Annotated in this window: 13 protein-coding genes and 1 pseudogene; 6 read left to right on the top strand and 8 right to left on the bottom strand. The window is 42.5% G+C overall.

Translation table 11 applies throughout. The annotated features are described in order from the left end of the window. Positions 1-90: 90 nt before the first annotated feature. The 5 genes from ACM0P2_RS20515 to ACM0P2_RS20495 all read left to right on the top strand — a co-directional run bounded on the left by ACM0P2_RS20515 (position 91) and on the right by ACM0P2_RS20495 (position 7,345). The gene (locus ACM0P2_RS20515; RefSeq protein WP_159120491.1) at positions 91-1,449 is read left to right on the top strand and encodes a BNR repeat-containing protein; all 1,359 of its coding nucleotides are present in this window, start codon (positions 91-93) and stop codon (positions 1,447-1,449) included. A gap of 53 nt (positions 1,450-1,502) precedes the next feature. Then, positions 1,503-2,909 carry a sulfatase-like hydrolase/transferase gene (locus ACM0P2_RS20510; RefSeq protein WP_159120492.1) on the top strand — a complete coding sequence of 469 codons (1,407 nt, stop codon included), beginning with the start codon at positions 1,503-1,505 and terminating at the stop codon, positions 2,907-2,909. A 25-nt stretch (positions 2,910-2,934) separates the two neighbouring features. Continuing rightward, positions 2,935-4,392 (top strand): BNR-4 repeat-containing protein, encoded by a 1,458-nt coding sequence (locus ACM0P2_RS20505; RefSeq protein WP_159120493.1) that lies wholly within the window; start codon positions 2,935-2,937, stop codon positions 4,390-4,392. Between the two features lie 68 nt (positions 4,393-4,460). After that, a complete protein-coding gene (locus ACM0P2_RS20500; protein WP_159120494.1) occupies positions 4,461-5,702 on the top strand; it encodes a glycoside hydrolase family 88/105 protein in 1,242 nt (413 codons plus the stop codon). Positions 5,703-5,926: 224 nt separating this feature from the next. Continuing rightward, positions 5,927-7,345 (top strand): sulfatase, encoded by a 1,419-nt coding sequence (locus ACM0P2_RS20495; protein ID WP_159120495.1) that lies wholly within the window; start codon positions 5,927-5,929, stop codon positions 7,343-7,345. A gap of 48 nt (positions 7,346-7,393) precedes the next feature. On the opposite strand, the gene ACM0P2_RS20490 is transcribed toward ACM0P2_RS20495, so the two are convergent. From ACM0P2_RS20490 to ACM0P2_RS20465, 6 genes are all read right to left on the bottom strand, one after another. Continuing rightward, entirely contained in the window at positions 7,394-7,897 is a 504-nt protein-coding gene (locus tag ACM0P2_RS20490; RefSeq protein ID WP_159120496.1) for a YgjV family protein, read from the bottom strand. A 73-nt stretch (positions 7,898-7,970) separates the two neighbouring features. Continuing rightward, positions 7,971-9,353 carry an NAD(P)(+) transhydrogenase (Re/Si-specific) subunit beta gene (locus ACM0P2_RS20485; RefSeq protein WP_173359809.1) on the bottom strand — a complete coding sequence of 461 codons (1,383 nt, stop codon included), beginning with the start codon at positions 9,351-9,353 and terminating at the stop codon, positions 7,971-7,973. A gap of 13 nt (positions 9,354-9,366) precedes the next feature. Continuing rightward, a complete protein-coding gene (locus tag ACM0P2_RS20480; RefSeq protein WP_159120497.1) occupies positions 9,367-9,651 on the bottom strand; it encodes an NAD(P) transhydrogenase subunit alpha in 285 nt (94 codons plus the stop codon). After that, positions 9,651-10,811 carry an NAD(P) transhydrogenase subunit alpha gene (locus tag ACM0P2_RS20475; RefSeq protein WP_173359768.1) on the bottom strand — a complete coding sequence of 387 codons (1,161 nt, stop codon included), beginning with the start codon at positions 10,809-10,811 and terminating at the stop codon, positions 9,651-9,653. The genes ACM0P2_RS20480 and ACM0P2_RS20475 overlap by 1 nt, the downstream gene beginning before the upstream one ends. 173 nt (positions 10,812-10,984) lie before the next feature. Then, a complete protein-coding gene (gene rhaM, locus ACM0P2_RS20470) occupies positions 10,985-11,299 on the bottom strand; it encodes an L-rhamnose mutarotase (RefSeq protein WP_159120499.1) in 315 nt (104 codons plus the stop codon). Between the two features lie 3 nt (positions 11,300-11,302). Next, a complete protein-coding gene (locus tag ACM0P2_RS20465) occupies positions 11,303-12,214 on the bottom strand; it encodes a DUF4861 family protein (RefSeq protein ID WP_159120500.1) in 912 nt (303 codons plus the stop codon). A gap of 332 nt (positions 12,215-12,546) precedes the next feature. Here ACM0P2_RS20465 and ACM0P2_RS20460 point away from each other — a divergent pair, with 332 nt between their 5' ends. Further along, positions 12,547-15,615 (top strand): TonB-dependent receptor, encoded by a 3,069-nt coding sequence (locus ACM0P2_RS20460; RefSeq protein WP_159120501.1) that lies wholly within the window; start codon positions 12,547-12,549, stop codon positions 15,613-15,615. A gap of 131 nt (positions 15,616-15,746) precedes the next feature. On the opposite strand, the pseudogene ACM0P2_RS20455 reads toward ACM0P2_RS20460, so the two are convergent. Both ACM0P2_RS20455 and ACM0P2_RS20450 read right to left on the bottom strand, forming a co-directional pair. After that, positions 15,747-16,271: pseudogene (locus tag ACM0P2_RS20455) on the bottom strand (transposase); the annotation flags it as partial. 729 nt (positions 16,272-17,000) lie between these two features. After that, complete coding sequence (locus tag ACM0P2_RS20450; RefSeq protein WP_159120502.1) at positions 17,001-17,342, bottom strand: hypothetical protein; 342 nt, start codon at positions 17,340-17,342, stop codon at positions 17,001-17,003. Positions 17,343-17,347 lie beyond the last annotated feature (5 nt).

The raw sequence follows: 17,347 nt of genomic DNA, 5'->3' as shown, positions 1-17,347 counted from the left end.
TGCGTGAATGAAAAAGATTGTAAATGACCGCTTTTTTGTTTAAAGTCACTATGGATATTAACGATGTATTAACGTTTCGAGGTTATATTAGTGAGCCGATTAAAAACATTGCTACTTCAGAGTGTTCTGGGTTGTGCGGTCAGCATCAGTGGCGTAGCCGCTGCACAGACTTTCGACAAAGCAGGCTGCTTCGAGGTTGAAGCAATAGACCGTGTTTGGTCGGGGCACCGTGTTGCGTTTGATTACATCGGTAAAGGCGACCAACAAATTGTGGCTTATTATGATGCTAGCAGACAAATGAGTGTTGCTTATAAACCCTATCCCACAGGAAACTGGATATATCAAAAGTTAGACAGTTATTTGGGATGGGACAGTCACAACAGTGTCGTTATTGGCCTCGACGAAGAAGGGTATATTCATATCGTTGGGAATCTACATGTTAACCCTATCGTCTATTTTAAAAGTGAAAACCCTTACGACGTGCGAAGTTTAAAACGTGTTGACTTCATGGCTGACAAGGAAACAGAAAGTCGAATGACTTATCCAGAGTTTTTTAACGATGCCGAGGGGAAACTCTATTTTAAATACAGAAACGGACGAAGTGGGAGCGGTAACGAAATTTATAACGCTTTCAATGCTAAAGACGGGACGTGGCAGAGGTTGCATGATTCTCCATTAGTTGACGGAGAGGGAGAAAGAAATGGTTATTTCTGGGGGCCTGTTCTTGGTCCAGACGGTTACTTCCATCTTTCGTGGGTTTGGAGAGAAACACCTGTCGCAGCCTCTAATCACGATATTTCCTATGCCAAGAGTAAAGATCTTGTGAACTGGCAGAAATCAGACGGCACTTCAATCTCTCTACCTATGAAATTAAGTAATAGTGAAGCGGCAGTTCCGCTTCCTCAATTTTCAGGCATTCTAAACGGTCACACACCTATTGGATTCGACCATAAAGCTCGACCTTTAATTTCATATCAAGCCTATGATGACAAGGGAGATAGCCAACTCTTTATAGCTAGAAATGACAATGGGAATTGGAAAAGTTTTCAAGTATCTAGTTGGAAAGACTCACGTCAAGAATTGAATATGACTGGTGCCCTTCCTACTACTCTTACAGTCAAGAAACCAGCGAAGCTTCTTAATAGCGGAGATGTAGAGGTATATGCAGACCTAAACGGTACATCTTACGCTTACACACTTGATGTTGATTCGTTAGAAGTTAAATCTGAGTCGACCGGCTCACAAATTCCACCGGCATTGCTTGCCTATGATAAAACTAACGACATGCCCTTATATACAAAGGCTTTGAAACAGCTTTCACCAGAAAATAATCATCTTACTGCTGGAAAACGCTTCTACTTGGCATGGGAAGCCTTGCCGCCTAACCGTGATAAAGGAAGGGCGTTTATACCAGAACCAACAACATTAACTGCACATTGCCTAGAATAATATGCAGAAAAAAGAAACAAGCGGTTTAATCTTCAACTTAATTAGGAAATACCATGAACAAACTTAGGTTTAGTCTTATAAGCGTACTTGGTGCTTTATTCACATCTCTTTCTTCCAGTGTAGCTGCACAGGACAAACCCAATATCCTATTCATTCTTACAGATGACTTGGGCTTTAACCAAGTCGGAGCCTATGGCAATACGCCAATCAAAACTCCAAACCTAGATGATCTTGCTTCTAATGGTATCCGCTTCGACCAAGCGTATGCAGGTAACACAGTGTGTTCTCCATCGCGTGTCTCTTTATTTACAGGGCGAGATGGCCGTTTAATGACGAACAATTCAAACACTGTTCAGTTGACAGAAATGGATATAACCCTAGCGCACGTATTAAAACATGGCGGCTACGACACGGCATTATTTGGTAAATATTCTATTGGTTCACAAATGGGTGTCACAGACCCCCATGCCATGGGATTCGATACTTGGTACGGGTTTTATTCAATCCTTGAGGGTCATCGTCAGTACCCTCATATCGTTTGGAAAGACGGTAAGAAAATTCGCGTCCCTGAAAACGAAGGCGGTAAAAAAGGCGCCTATGCTCAGGAGCTTTTCACGAAGGAAGCTATTGAATATATAAAGCAGCCACGAGAAAACCCATTCTTTATCATGCTTGCTTACTCGTCGCCACATGCTGAATTAGGTGTACCAGAGAAGTTCAGTGAGCAGTACAAATTCGCTGAAACGCCCTATACAGGTATGAAAGGTGGCAATCCAGCTGACAAGTATGCGTCCTACTATCCAGAACCTGTTGACAAGCCGAACGCGACACTGGCAGGTATGGTTTCAGCACTTGACCACTATATTGGTCAAATTGTTACACAGTTAGACGAAATGGGTGAACTTGATAACACACTCATCTTCTTTACGTCTGACAATGGCCCGCATGATGAAGGCGGCGCGGACCCTGAATACTTAAAAGCCTCTGAGCCCTATCGTGGTATGAAACGAGATTTATACGACGGCGGTATCCACGTTCCAATGATTGTTCACTGGCCAGAGCGCATTAAAGCGGGTCGGACAGACGATACACCTTGGCTATTTGCAGATGTTATGCCCACTGTAGCAGAGCTTGCGGGCGTAAATCTAAACATGGTTCCTAGAGTTAAAACCAACGGTAAATCAATTGTAGGGCTTTTAAAGACTGAACCCAGCGAGATGGGTGAGCGAGTACTCTATTGGGAGTTCTCGAAGCAGGTAGGTGATCCTAACTCAGGCGTAATTGGAGATACCTATCAAGCGGCTCGTAAAGGCGAGTGGAAAGCGGTCCGTTATGGCTACGACGCACCACTTGAACTGTTCAATATTGAAAAAGACCCTGCTGAGTTACGTGATCTTTCGAAGAAAAATCCAGATATTGCCAGCGAGTTTTTGGCGCTATTTGAAGAAAACAAAGATTAGTAGAAAAGTGACGGGGATAAATAAGATGTTAAAACGTCAATTTTTACTCAAGAAAACGCAACTAGCGTTCAGTGTAGCTTTAATGAGCGGAGCAGTTCTATCTGGCTGTGCTATGCAAACGAGTAAAGTAGGTCCTACAGCCTCTGAAAACACTCAGTTTGTAGAGTACTTTGCAGACAACGCAGTAGGTAACCCTCTCGCAATTGTTCAGCATCCAGCGGCCATACACCAAAACGGTATTACCTATGTGTCTTATCAAGGACCTAAAGAAGATCCGTTTGTTGCCACGTATGATCACAGAACCAAAGAGTGGAAAGGTCCCTTCAAAGCGGGGACCAGCGAGTTAGGTCGGCGCGATGGTGGCAAGAAATTCGATAACCATGGTAAACCAACCATGCTTATTGATAACGAAGGCTATATCCACATTTTTTATGGTGGCCATGGCGGCAATAAATCAGACGGTCACAATTCTCTGGGTAATACTCATGTTGGTGCAAACAAACATGCGGTTTCGAAACGTCCTTACGACATTACTGAATGGGAAGACTTAGATAATATCACGCCTTTCGGTACTTATAACCAAGTAGTCAAAATGGACAATGGCGATATTTATCTGTTTTTCCGTCATGGAGCTCACCGTAGTGATTGGGTGTATCAGAAGTCTGTGGACAACGGGCGAACTTTCTCTGCGCCTGTGTCATTTCTTAAGCACAAACGTCGCACAGACTTAAAGGCTGTGGATAGCTGGTACGCATGGGTCGGAAAAGGGGAAGGAGATAACCTAATCGTTTCCTACGATTATCATATTTGCTGGGATAGTGATGCTGGTAGGGATGATAGAGGGCATACCCCAGAGCGTCACGACCTTTACTTCATGAAGTTCAACACGCAGACAAATGAATGGAGCAATGTTAAAGGCGAGGCTTTGTCTCTGCCGGTTACCAAGGAAATGGCTGATGAGAAAACGTTAGCAATGAAAACGGGCGAGCTTTGGACATTTAATGGTACTTCACACCTCGATAGTAAAGGTAACCCGCATATAGCAATCAATGCTGGCGTAGATATCGGTCAGAAGGCTGGTGGACCCAAACAAACTAGACATGTTTGGTGGGACGGTGAGCAGTGGTTAGGTGGCGAAAAAATAATCGATGGATATGAAGGTGTATCTCGTGGTGACTTTCTAGTCAACGGCCCTGAAGATATTCGCTACCTCGTTGCTTACGAAAAGGACGGGGCCGCGGTTTTGTCTTGGTGGAACAGCAATAATAACGGAAATTCATTCTCAGAATCATCAACTGTGCTACGAAAAGAAAATGCGAGTTTCGCTATCACAACACTAATCGAGAACGCGCATCCAGAGGCACAAATGCTAGTGGCTGAAAAAGAGAGTGATGAAAACATAAAAATTTATCTGGTCGGTGAAGATGGTCCGGTACCGCGAGCTTTGAGCAGCCTTAATGCTTCAAAAAAACCGGATATGTAAACCTACAGAGTTGTTAATTGCTCCCGCGTTTTAGGAAGCAGACTGCAAAAAATTAATTGAGAGTAACGATGAATCACACAAAATTAAAGTTTTCAGCCATTGCGGTGAGTTTAGCTATAGGATTAAGTGCATGCTCCGGTGAGTCAACAGAGAAAAAGACAAAAAACGTAGAAGTTGAATCTGTGAAACAAATGGAATCAACGCAGGTTGAGGCCGAGCAGGACATTCAATCTGAAGCGTTGCGTATAGGAAAAAATGCAGCGAACTGGCAAATAGCTCAGTTTGGCAACTTGGACTATATACCTGAGTCGCATCGTGCTAAATCTGAAAATGCAAAGTTTTGGATTCAAGCTGCATTTTACATCGGTTTGACCCGCTGGATTGATGCTACTGATGACGAGAAGTTAAAGAATTTTGTAAAAGAAGTCGCTGAAAGAGAGAGCTACGAATTAATTCTTGAGCGTCCTTATCATGCAGATGACCACGCGATTGCTCAAACTTATCTTTGGCTCGCTGAGCGTGAAGGTATTGAAAAAGCATATGAGCCTACCAAAGAAGTGTTCGACATGATTTTGAGTAAGCCCCCTGAAGTTGGATTAGAAATGGGGGATAGTGAGTCGAGTACAGGTAAATATCATTTGGAAGGGAACTGCCAACTAAGATGGTGTTGGGCCGATGCGTTATTTATGGCACCTCGTGCATGGGCCCAAATGACGAGAGTTACCGGCGACCCAAAATATCTTGAGTACGGTGACAATGAATTTTGGGCATCGGCAGACTACCTTTTCTCAGATGAGTACGGCTTGTTTTATAGAGACAGCCGCTATTTTGATGCGAAGAGCGATAACGGAGAGCCAGTCTTCTGGGGGCGGGGCAATGGTTGGGTTTTCGCCGCCATACCGATGATTATTGAAGAATTGCCAGACGGGCATCCTTCTAGAGAACGTTATATTGAGCTCTATAAAAAGAATGCAGAGGGGTTAATGGCACTTCAGAAAGAAGACGGTTATTGGCCAGCCTCTTTGATGGACCCTGATAAGGTAAAAACACCAGAGGTGAGTGGAACAGGGTTTATAACCTTCGGTCTAGCCTGGGGCGTTAATAACGGCATCTTGACTGACCAGCGTTCAAAAGAAATTGTCGAAAAAGGCTGGGAAGCAATTACGAAAGCGGTTTCTGACGATGGCCGCGTTCATTGGGTTCAGCACGTTGGAAAGAGTCCTGACCCTGTAAAAGAGTCTGACTCTCAGCTATATGGAACAGGTGCTGTGCTACTAGCTGCGTCAGAAATGTTGAAATGGAATAAATAGAAACGTTTGTACTTCAGCCCCTAGTTTTACGCGCGTTTGCTAGGGGCTTTTTTGTATCTGCAATTCTCAATTTTGAGATCTCATCTTTCAAAATGTAATAGAGAAAGGAAGAAATCTATTTGAAACAGAGGTTTTTCTGGCACTCGATATACTCAAAGAATGATTTATTGAAAGGTTAAATAAAAAGCGCAGTGTTAACTAATATACAAATAAAGGAATCTGAAATGCTCTCATACGAAAGAAAAATAAAACAAAATCTGTTGCGTTTTACAAGCTGTGCGATTGTCTTATTTTCTCTAGCAAGCTGTGCCAACCAAACTAAACAAAATGTGATAACTAATGCTGCCGAGCAGCCAGCGCCACCAAATATACTGTTGATACTATCTGATGACCACGCATGGAATGATTATAGTTTCATGGGCCATAAGATCATTAATACACCAAGCTTAGATACTTTGGCCAACGAAGGAGTTACGTTTAGTAAAGGCTATGTTCCGACTTCACTCTGTAGACCTTCTCTAGCAACAATTGCAACAGGTCTTTATGCTAGTCAACACGGCATTACTGGAAACGATCCCTCTAGAGAAACTCCAGGAGGAAAACAAGGAGAGCAATATAAACAGCTTCGCTCGCAAATTATCGCAAAGATTGATGAAGTTAAAACCTTACCAGAATTATTAAAAGAAAAAGGCTACGTATCTCTACAGACCGGAAAGTGGTGGGAAGGCAGTTATGAACGAGGCGGTTTTGATGAAGGAATGACAAAAGGATTTCCGAATCCAGGTGGTCGACATGGCGATGAGGGCTTAAAGATTGGTCGTGAGGGAGTCGATACTATTACCCGTTTTATAGACAAGACTCATGAAGCAAATAAGCCGTTTTTTGTTTGGTATGCGCCATTTATGCCGCACTCGCCACACACGCCTCCTAAGCGAATTTTATCAAAGTACGAAAAGTATGACTTACCAGAGTCTATTGCTAAATACTACGCGATGATTGAATGGTTTGATGAAACGAATGGAGAATTGTTTAGCCATCTTGAAAAACGTGGTTTGAAAGATAACACGCTTATTGTTTACGTTTCTGACAACGGGTGGATTACTAACCCAAAGCAAACTGATAGGTTTTTACCAAAGTCGAAGCAAAGCCCAAATGAAAGTGGCGTTCGGACTCCTATTATTTACTCATTGCCAAATAAATTTAAGTCATCGTTTAGACAAGAAAGGGTGAGTAGTATTGATATAGTCCCTACTATTTTAGGTGCTGCGGGTATAAGCGTTCCAAGTGAGCTGCCAGGTATCAATTTGTACGATAATTTAGTAACGGGTGAAGATATCGACAGAGAATTAATATTTGGCGAAGGTTTTGCACATGACATGGATGACTTAGACGACGTTGAGTCTACACTGCTTTATCGCTGGGTCATTAAGAACGATTGGAAACTAATTGTTAGCTATGATGGTAAAAATGTTAGTTACCAGAAATATCATGATGAATTTTTGGTTGGCCCAAGACTTTATAATCTTGCTAACGATGAATTTGAAGAGAAAAACTTGGCTGCGCAATACCCTGATAAGGTTGGCGAACTGAAAAAAGAAATTGAAGAGTGGTATGCATTGGAAGAACGTAAACTAATCCAGTAACATCTTCAATAAACTCCATGAAGCTTGTTGCTATTGCGGCAGGCTTCTTTAATTCTTCCCGTTATTATCTTTACGCAATCGGTAAATAGTGATGCTATTTGCCGCTATCACACTAATTTCAAGCAAAACTCCTCCAACAGAACCTAGATAGATATTGTTCGTGAGCCAAAAAACGGCCCCGCAAATAAAGAGTTGTCTCATTCTTATGCCTGAAGCATAAAAGATAGCGTAAGTGCCAAAACAAGCACCAAATATAGGACATAGGTCAATAAGCTGGTTGACGTTGAAAGCGCCCCAAACAATATTTATGGCTATAAATACGATGCCTATAGACTTGTGGTTAGTTTTGACCGATATGATCGTGCGAAAAAAATTGAGAAAATTAGCGATAGTTCCAGTGACGGAACCTAAAAAGAAAAAGTGAGCCGTTTGAAATGAAAACATAACAATTAGGCTTATCTTAAGTTTTATATCGCTTTTTTGTGTAAAAGAGTAAATCGCAACTAAAAAAGCGAGCACACCAAAAAGCTGACCAAGGGAAGTAAAAGACATGCTTGTGATGTACCCACTTAACAGTAAGAAAAAGGCTCGTAAACATATAAAATACGAGCTCCGGTTCGTTCAACTAGTCGCCAAATTCGCGAATTAGGCCGTTAATCGTTTCTTTAGCATCGCCCAGGATCATTCGCGTGTTATCCTTAAAGAATAAAGGATTGTCGACACCTGCGAAGCCTGCGTTAGCTGAGCGCTTCAACACAAATACAGTTTTTGCACGATGAGCTTCAATAACCGGCATCCCGTAAATGGGACTACCTTTCATCTCTTTCGCAGCCGGGTTAACAACATCGTTAGCGCCAATTACAATAACAACATCATAATTTTCCATTCGAGGATTAACGTCGTCCATTTCGTAAAGCTGGTCGTAAGGAACATCCGCTTCCGCTAACAGAACGTTCATGTGCCCTGGCATACGCCCTGCAACTGCGTGAATGGCATAATCTACTGTACATCCGTTTTCTTCTAGTAAGGTGTGAAGCTCTCTAACAGCATGTTGAGCTTGAGCTACGGCCATTCCATATCCAGGCACAACCAGTACGGCTTGCGCCGCCTCAAGTACATAAAAGGCATCTTGAGGTGATAGCACTTTTATTTCGCCAGTAATAACCTCGCCTTGCTCGATAGGTTTGGCAAACCCAGATAACAAAACATTCATCAGCGATCTGTTCATCGCCTTACACATTATGTTCGTGAGGATCAACCCTGAGGCGCCAACCAGTAGGCCGGTTACAATCAAAATTGTATTGCCTACTGCAAGACCTGCTGCTGAAGCGGCAATACCTGAATAGCTGTTTAGCAAAGCGATAACTACAGGCATATCTGCTCCACCTATAGAGATCGTCGCCCATAGGCCGAAGCTCAGCCCTAATGCAATAATACAATACAGCCATACCTCATTAGACGGTTGTGTTACAAAGAGATACCCCACGGCTACCATAGCCACCAAATGAAGGATACTTAATTCCCTTAACCCAGTGAAAATGAACGCTTTTGAAGATAATTTTCCGGAAAGTTTTCCCCAAGCAACTACGGATCCTGAAAACGTAATCCCGCCAATGAGCAGCGTTAAAAGAACAGTAATGAAAACAAAAGCGTGATTATAACTCGATGCACTGGCTTCCATACTGCTAACTGTCGCCCATCCTAATAGCAACGAAGCAGCGCCACCAAAGCCGTTAAAAAGAGAAACCATTTCCGGCATTTGCGTCATCTGGACACTACGCGCTTTCCAAGCACCATATAGCCCACCAACAAGCACCCCAACCAAAATGTAATGGTAACTGATGACTTGTTGATCGAGCAGAGTAACCACTACTGCGACAAACATACCTACTGCCGACACGAAGTTTCCTTTGCGTGCAGTCGAAGGATGACTAAGTAATTTTAAACCAAATATAAAAAGCCCTGCTGCTAGTACGTAAGCAACGTTAATGAGTGTTTCAATTGTCATGTTCAGCGCTCTCTTAGTTATTATCTTTCTTTTTAAACATGCCAAGCATGCGATCGGTAACAAGATAACCGCCCACAACGTTAATACTTGCTAACGTTACAGCCGCAGTACCCAATATAGTTGTCAACATACTGTAATCAGAACCAGATGAGACTAGAGCACCAACTAAGGTAATACCTGAAATAGCATTTGAACCAGACATCAATGGAGTGTGTAACGTGGCAGGGACTTTACGAATGAGTTCAAATCCAAGAAACGCAGCGAGTAATACAATAAATAGTAGGTAAATAGTTTCCATTATTTAGCTCCTTCGTACGCAGACAACAGCATGTCATTTCGAATTAGTCCACCATGAGTAATGACAGCAGCATCAAGAATGTCATCTTCAAACGTTAGTTCGAATTCAATAGGCGCCTTCTTTACAAACTCATCCAGCAAGTTGTAAATGTTGTTTGCGTACATATCGGTCGCAGCCCTAGGTACGCCTTCACTCCAGAAGCCGTCTCCAATAATAGTAACGTTATTCAGTACAACGGTTTCACCTGGCTTAGAGCCTTCTACGTTGCCGCCAGAGACCGCAGCCATATCAACAACAACGCTACCTGGTTTCATAGACGCTAGTGTTTCTTTTGAAATCAACACAGGCGGCTTACGACCGAATAGCTGAGCTGTAGTGATAACTATATCTGAACTTGCTATGGCTTCTTTTTGTGCCTGTGCGAGCAACGCTTTTTGTTCGTCAGAGAGCTCTTTAGCGTAACCGTCTTTTGTCTGACCGGTTTCGCCAATATCAACGTTAAGGAATTTACCGCCTAAAGACTCTACTTGTTCGGCTACAACTGGGCGCGTGTCATACGCCAGCACATTGGCACCAAGGCGCTTTGCTGTCGCAATAGCCTGCAGACCTGCAACGCCTGCTCCAATAATAAATACTTTGGCAGGTTTGATTGTACCGGAAGGTGTCATCATCATTGGCAATATAGAAGGAAGTGTGTCCGCGGCCTTCATCACCATTGCATATCCAGCCAAACTCGCTTGAGAGCTTAATGCGTCCATTTTTTGTGCTCTAGACGTTCTGGGAATCATTTCTACGGAGAGCGCGGTCAAATTGGCTTTTGCTAGTTTAGTTACCAACGCTTCGTTAAAAAATGGGTCTAGGTGTCCAATAACAACTGTGCCAGCAGGCAGCTTTTCAACAATTGATTCTCTAGGTGTGTTGACACAGGCTAGTATATCTACTTGCTTAGCTATTTCTGTAATATCGGCAACGATACTAGCGCCAGCTTCCGCGAAGTCTTCATCTTTATAATGTGATAGCAGGCCAGCACCTTTTTCGACATAGACCTCAATGCCTTTTTTGACAAGCTTGGCGATAGTTTGTGAAGACACCGCACAGCGCCGCTCCACATGAGCGTGGTGCCTTTGCTCTAGGGCTTCGTTTAAAATTAGGATTTTCAATTAACTCTCCTTTTCAAAACTGTAGGAGAATGAGGTAACTCATTCAGTAAACTTCTCTGTCGTTAACTGATATGTTTTAAAGAAGCCCGTTCCCTTACCCATTTTAAGTATGTTGTAGGTGCTTTAGTGTTGTTAGATTTACACCGGCAACGTTCAGGTAGGTATAGAAGGTCTTACTCTAGGTGAAAAACCATTCTCAAGTCTGTAGCAACAGGTTGGTTATCTTCATGCGTGTCCATTATATCTGCCATATGTCTCCACCACATCTTAACTACGGAGTTGTGAGGCAGCGCATCCATGGTGTGGTCGTCCTCGCGCTTTAAAACAGCAAAGAGCTTATTCGAGCTTTCCTCATAGAAAATACTGTAGTCTGACACGCCTGCATTTTTAAGCTCTTTTACTAGCTCGGGCCATATTTCGTCATGACGTTTCTTATACTCTTGCTCATAACCCGGCTTTAGTGTCATAACAAAGGCAACTTTTTCCATCTATTATTCCTCTAGGCTGTCCAAGTATTCTTTCCATTGCTCTACAGTGGTGATCTCACTGTCACCTTCCCATGCAAAGCCAGCTTTGTAGTTCAACTTACCTTCCGGTGATGTTTGAGTTATTAGCCAAATATGACTTTCATCTTTCCTTTCAGAAGGTGTATGAATGATGTTACTAATTTTACTTGGCGCGATAAGGGCCGCGGTGCCTAACCCTTGGTTGTCAATTTCTTCCCAAGCGGCAATCCATCCTTCTTGTAGATTTTTATACACGTCGGCTTTTTCGTCGTGTGTAGCTACACCTATGGCAATAGGGATAGAGGCCGGGGCATTATCTAGATAGAAAGTCGAATCGACGTTGTACATTCGAGAGCCTAGCGCAAGCGACACGATTTTAACTTCTTTTACCATGCCAATAGGCGTTTCAAATTCGTAGTAAAGGGTAAACTTAACTTCGTCAGCATTGTTTTTATGAATTTCATAACGAGTGAAATTGTGGCCGTAGTACGGTGTTTCGTTTATCCACACGGCTGAGCCACCCACGCCACGACTAATACCCGTATGGTAAGGGTCGTAACCTTCTCCTCTGTCTTCGTGATACGACTGACCACTGAAGTGCATGTCATACCACTTGTCGATAATCGAATAATCGACTTTCTTTAACCATGCGTCCACGCCACTGGCGTGGCCAGCTAAAGGTGCGGCAGGGCCATAAACCCTAAAAGCTACCTTATCATTTTCCCATGCAAAATCGTCCCGTCTCTCAGGTACGAATTTAGCATATGCCTTGACTTGGTTAGCCATAGCCGGCGCGCTGTCATTATCAGTTTTTTGTACTTCAGATGAGCACGCTGACATGCCTGATAATCCAATAGCGATCGCCGCGGCTAAACAAATTTTCGTATGTTTAAACATCTACTCTTTCCTCTATTTGGTAGCAAAGCAAGTGCTTCGATATTGTTTACAAGCGTACTCATTTGGTCTTTTCAATCAACTTTATGATTGTTAATGAGCGATATTGCATTATTGTAATTTGGTTTGCAATGGTTTTAGCGCACGATTAATAAAATTGAGCTAACTGTTATTCCTTTAAGTTATTAAAATAGCTTTGTTTTTAGTTTATTTTCTGCCCTCGTATAATAATACTCTAATATTAACAAAAATATAACAAATATGTTGATATTGGTTAACTAGTGATCTATCTTGCCTTCTTGGTGATTGATAATGACTGTTTATGGAGAGAATATATGGCGTTAATCGGTGCGAAGAAATTAAAGCTAGCTGTAGCTATTTCATCTGCGATTGCTTGCTATTGTGCAGAGGCTGTCGCACAGGATACAGATACATCAAAAAGTGCAGACCAAGAAACCGAAGTAATAGAGGTTAGAGGAATAAGGAGCGCGCTAGCTAGTGCATTGGCTGAAAAGCGCTCTGCCGACAGTATTAAAGAAGTAATTCAAGCTGAAGATATTGGTAAGTTACCGGATCAGAACTTGGCAGAAGTCTTAGAAAATGTCACAGGCGTTCAGATCGATCGAACTGCCGGCGTAGGAACTGGGGTCCAAATACGCGGTACGAACGCGAACCGAGTCGAAATTAATGGGGTGTCAACTGTAGGAAGTGGAAACGGACGTTCAGGTATCAGTTTCGACGACTTACCCGCAGCGCTGATTTCGTCTCTGGAAGTTATCAAAGTGCCTACCGCGGAAACTGTTGAGGGCTCTGTAGGTGGAACGATAAATCTACGTACACTTAGAGGCCTTAGTTTAAACGAGCAACTGATTTCAATTCGTGCTCAAGCGGAAAACAGTGATTTGGCAGATGCTACTTCGCCGCGAGTATCTGCAACCTTTGGAGATAGCTTTGACACCGATTATGGGCGAGTCGGTTTGGTTCTCACCGGTAGCTACGCAGAGCAACAGGTTGCTTCGTTTGACCCACGCTTCGACAGGGACAGGGAAGTACTTCCTGATTCTGGTAGCGCTAGCGCAGAGTCGTTTCCATTTTTAAGAACGCAGTTTCTGGATCAAGTCATTTCTCGGTATGAATATGAAACTAAGAACTTCACTGGGTCTTTGGAGTTCGAGCCGATGGATAATTTAAGGTTATACTTTGATGCAACGGTAAATCGTCAAGAACGGGCTCAAAAAAGCTCTCGTGCATTCATTTCAGGTACCGGTGGAACGGCTGTCGTGGACAATACCGATAACACAGCGTTTGAAACTATCGATTTAGGAACAATTGATGGACCAAATGGACCTTTAGTTCTGGGTGAGGTTCAAGCTGTTTTAACAGGAACTCTGGGTGTAGGTGTTGATGCTAATAACAATAATATCGATCCTAATTTAAGGACTAGCGTTAATACAGGCTCACGTATTACAGACAGTGATGTATTCGCCACCGGTTTCGATCTTTTGTTAGATCGCCTTGCTCTTAAAGGTGAAGTATCTTATTCGAGCTCGGATTCGGTTTTTCCTCGATTAAATACGGAGCTTGATTTTATAAATCCAAATGGCCCGCAACCGAGCGAAGGGATGAGTATCGATAATGGTGTACCTGTAGAGTTTGATGCTTCGGGTCGCACGCTTCAATTCGGGATAGCTCAAAATGCTGAATTCGGCCCTTCGAGCCAAGACTTGTTAAATCCAGCTAACTATGCTCTTCGTGGTGTCGGTGTGGGTAGAAGTACTCAAGAAAATTCCGAAACCGCATTTAGACTAGATGGAGATTACGATATTTCTGATCTAAACCCGTATTTTTCGGGCATTAAAGCAGGATTGAGATGGAATAAAAATAAGGCAGAAAGTAATGATATAAATACTAACTCAAACTTTTCTAATCCTAATTCAGCATTCTATAGACCAAGGGCGGATCTGTTTTCAAATATTGTTTCTGCTGGCCCTTCAAACTTTAATGATGCTGATGGAAGACGCCTGTACATTGCTGACTACCTTACCGTAGACGGTGACTTATCATTTAATAACCCAGACCAAGTTTTGACTGCTATTAATAACGCTATCGCTGAAAATAATGCTGCTCAAATTGCAAATGGAAATATATCAGAGCCCTATTCGTCATTGGCACAACCTGAGCTTCAGCTAGATTCATTTTTTGATATTGAAGAAGAGACAACAGCGTTATATTTGCAAGGAGACTACTTCTTTTATATCAATGATATGACATTTCGCGGAAATGTTGGGGTTCGTTACGTTAGTACAGATATTACTTCGGTAGGTAACAACATAGAGAATGGTGAAGTAACTGGCCTGCGCGAAGAAAGTGCTTCTTATGACTATTATCTGCCGAGATTCAATATTGCGTCTGAAGTTATCGATGATTTAGTAATTCGAGCTGGTGTTGCTAAAGACATTCGAAGACCCAACTTCGATAACCTTTCAACATCAATTAACTTTCCGGGAGGAGCCGGCGCCGCAGTAAGAGTGGGTAACCCAGCTTTAACACCAGAAGAAGTTATTTCTTACGATCTATCTGCCGAATACTATTTCTCTGACTCAAGTTTTGTCAGTGTAGGTGTCTTCCACAAAGAAAGAACGGATATTTTTGCCGCGGTCCGTGATAATCCAGAAGAACCTATTGGACAGAATGGTCAAATTGAGCGGGATATAACCGCTCCATGTGAAGGTGGCGGGATATTCAATCCCACTGTCACTGATAGGAATGTTTGGTCGTCTGTTCCCGGTACGGGGATTTGTGTTCCACTCCAAACAACAATTAACTTGCCAAATGAAGAGACTCAAACTGGTATTGAATTCGCGTTTCAACATGACCTTTCTGATTATGAAGAGGAGCTTGGATGGGCTTCTGGTTTTGGGGTAATAGCAAACTATACATATCAGGAAGCGGGTGCAGGTATCGAAACATTCCGCCCAGCTACAGGAGATGGAAATGCGCTTAATAAATTGTTGGGACGTACAGATACAGACCAATCTACGGCGACATTGGCCGACGATATTGTAGAGGAACGGATTGAGTTGGAAGACTTATCTCAAAACGCATACAACATTACGTTGTTCTATGACAAATATGACCTTAGTGTAAGAGCAAGGTACACATGGCGTTCAGCGTTCAAAACAGGCGACTTGATAAGCTTTGATATGCCGCGAATAGTTGATGATAGGGCACAGCTTAATATGAGTGTGAGTTACGATATAAATGACACCTTTACCGTTGGACTCGATGGAATAAATCTACTGCGCGAAGATCGTACTGAGTGGTGCGTAAATGAAGGTGCGTTGCTTTGTGCACAAGGGTTAACTGATAGACGCATTGTGTTAGGGGTTACAGCAAACCTTTAATTAACTTTTCAATAATTAAGTAACTCTACAAATTCCGCCTTTAGCTTGTCTAGAGGTGGAGTTTTTGTTTTGATGAGCGAAGTAAGTGGACAGCTCAATGTATAAATTCAAGCTACTAGGTAGCTTTTGATGCAGTAAACGCGATAGACGCGCTTGTAATTAAAGGGGAAGCCTTTGAACCGCATTCGGCCAAAACACTTCCAGAAGCCTGCTCGTGGCGACTTCTCTAAGACCGCATTGATAGCATTAATGACAGCAGTATCTACCTTGCGCCAGTCTCTCTGGACGATAAAAGGTCGCACGGCCAATACCAACAAACAAACAGGCCTTTACGATACTTAGTCCCGCATCAACTAAGATGCTGACGCATTCTCGCTTCTCTGCTGTCACCAACCCTTTTTTGCGACAAGCTCCTTAATGGCATTATTTTCTAAGCCTACATCGGCAAACATCTTTTTGAGCTTGGCATTCTCTTCTTCAAGCTCTTTCAGTTGTTTGACGTCAGACGCTTCCATGCCGCCGTGCTTAGATTTTCAATTGTAGTAAGTTGCGCTGCTGATACCATGTTGACGGCAGACCTCCTCAACCTTCATACCAGCATCAACTTCTTTTAACACCCCGATGATCTGAGATTCTATGTAGGGTGATTTTTTCATAGTCGTCTCCTGCATTAATGATTACAGAAAACTCCAATTAAGTCTGTCTTAGCTTAAGGTAAGTGGACAACTTCTCTCAGGATAACTTTTAGAGCGCTTTCTCAATATTGTATCTGTGCGATCCGTTTTTACGTCTTTGAAAACTATATTTTTGCTCAAAAAACGTATAATACCTTCGCGTGGGTATGCGGTTTGCCAATTTTGGCATTAATCAGTTTATATCGGATGAAAAATTGATATTGAGTCATTCTTCAGCAGTATGTGATTTAAAAACTGACCTGCTTGGGGTTTGAAAATGCTTTATTTGTCAAAAAGTTAAATATTTCTTTGAGATTTTGCTAAGTAGCTTAAGAAAAAACGACTTTGGTTGAAACTATATCCAATCTCATCATTAACAATGACTCGCGAATTCAAGTCAAGTGCACCACGCCGAAAACGGCATATCGCCAGTAAAAACTAGTTGCAAACTGTTTTGTCGACGCCGAAAACGGCATATCGTCAGTAAAAACTAGTTGCAAACTGTTTTGTCGACGCCGAAAACGGCATATAGGCAGTAAAACCTAGTAGCAACTTAAAAATCGAGATACAGAAAGTGTTAAATTCCTGACTTAGTAGTACTAGCTCAGGGCTTAAGCGGACGAACAGATTATTGACTAGCTACTTCTGCTTTGTGCCAGAAGCGGACGGTGGGAACTGTTTCAGTGAACGTAAATAGTAGGGAGTTTGCGGCTATTTGGCGTTTTCATTTATATAGCTAGGAACACTGTTTGATTGGAGACGAAACTGTTTAGCAACTTGTTCGATTTCATTTTTACTCCCTATAATTACGCCCTCCATGTAATTGTCCCACTCAAAAACGAGAGTTGTATTGTCTTTTCTAATTTTTACCTTTCCGAAATCTATCCAAGCATCGATTGCGTCGTACTCATAGAGCTTTACCCAACCATTACCTAGCAACTGTTCAAGTATTTCATTAAACAAATCTGTGTTGATGTTTTCGATAATGGCTTTATTTAGATACTTATATTTAGCCTTAGTAAATTCTTTCGTAAAAAAACGTACTGGGTTCATTCGGC

The organism is Alteromonas sp. OM2203 (assembly GCF_048517045.1).
In the GTDB taxonomy this organism is placed as follows: domain Bacteria; phylum Pseudomonadota; class Gammaproteobacteria; order Enterobacterales; family Alteromonadaceae; genus Alteromonas; species Alteromonas gracilis.
Note: the sequence above shows the minus strand (reverse complement) of the source record. Positions and strands in the feature narration are given on the sequence as shown.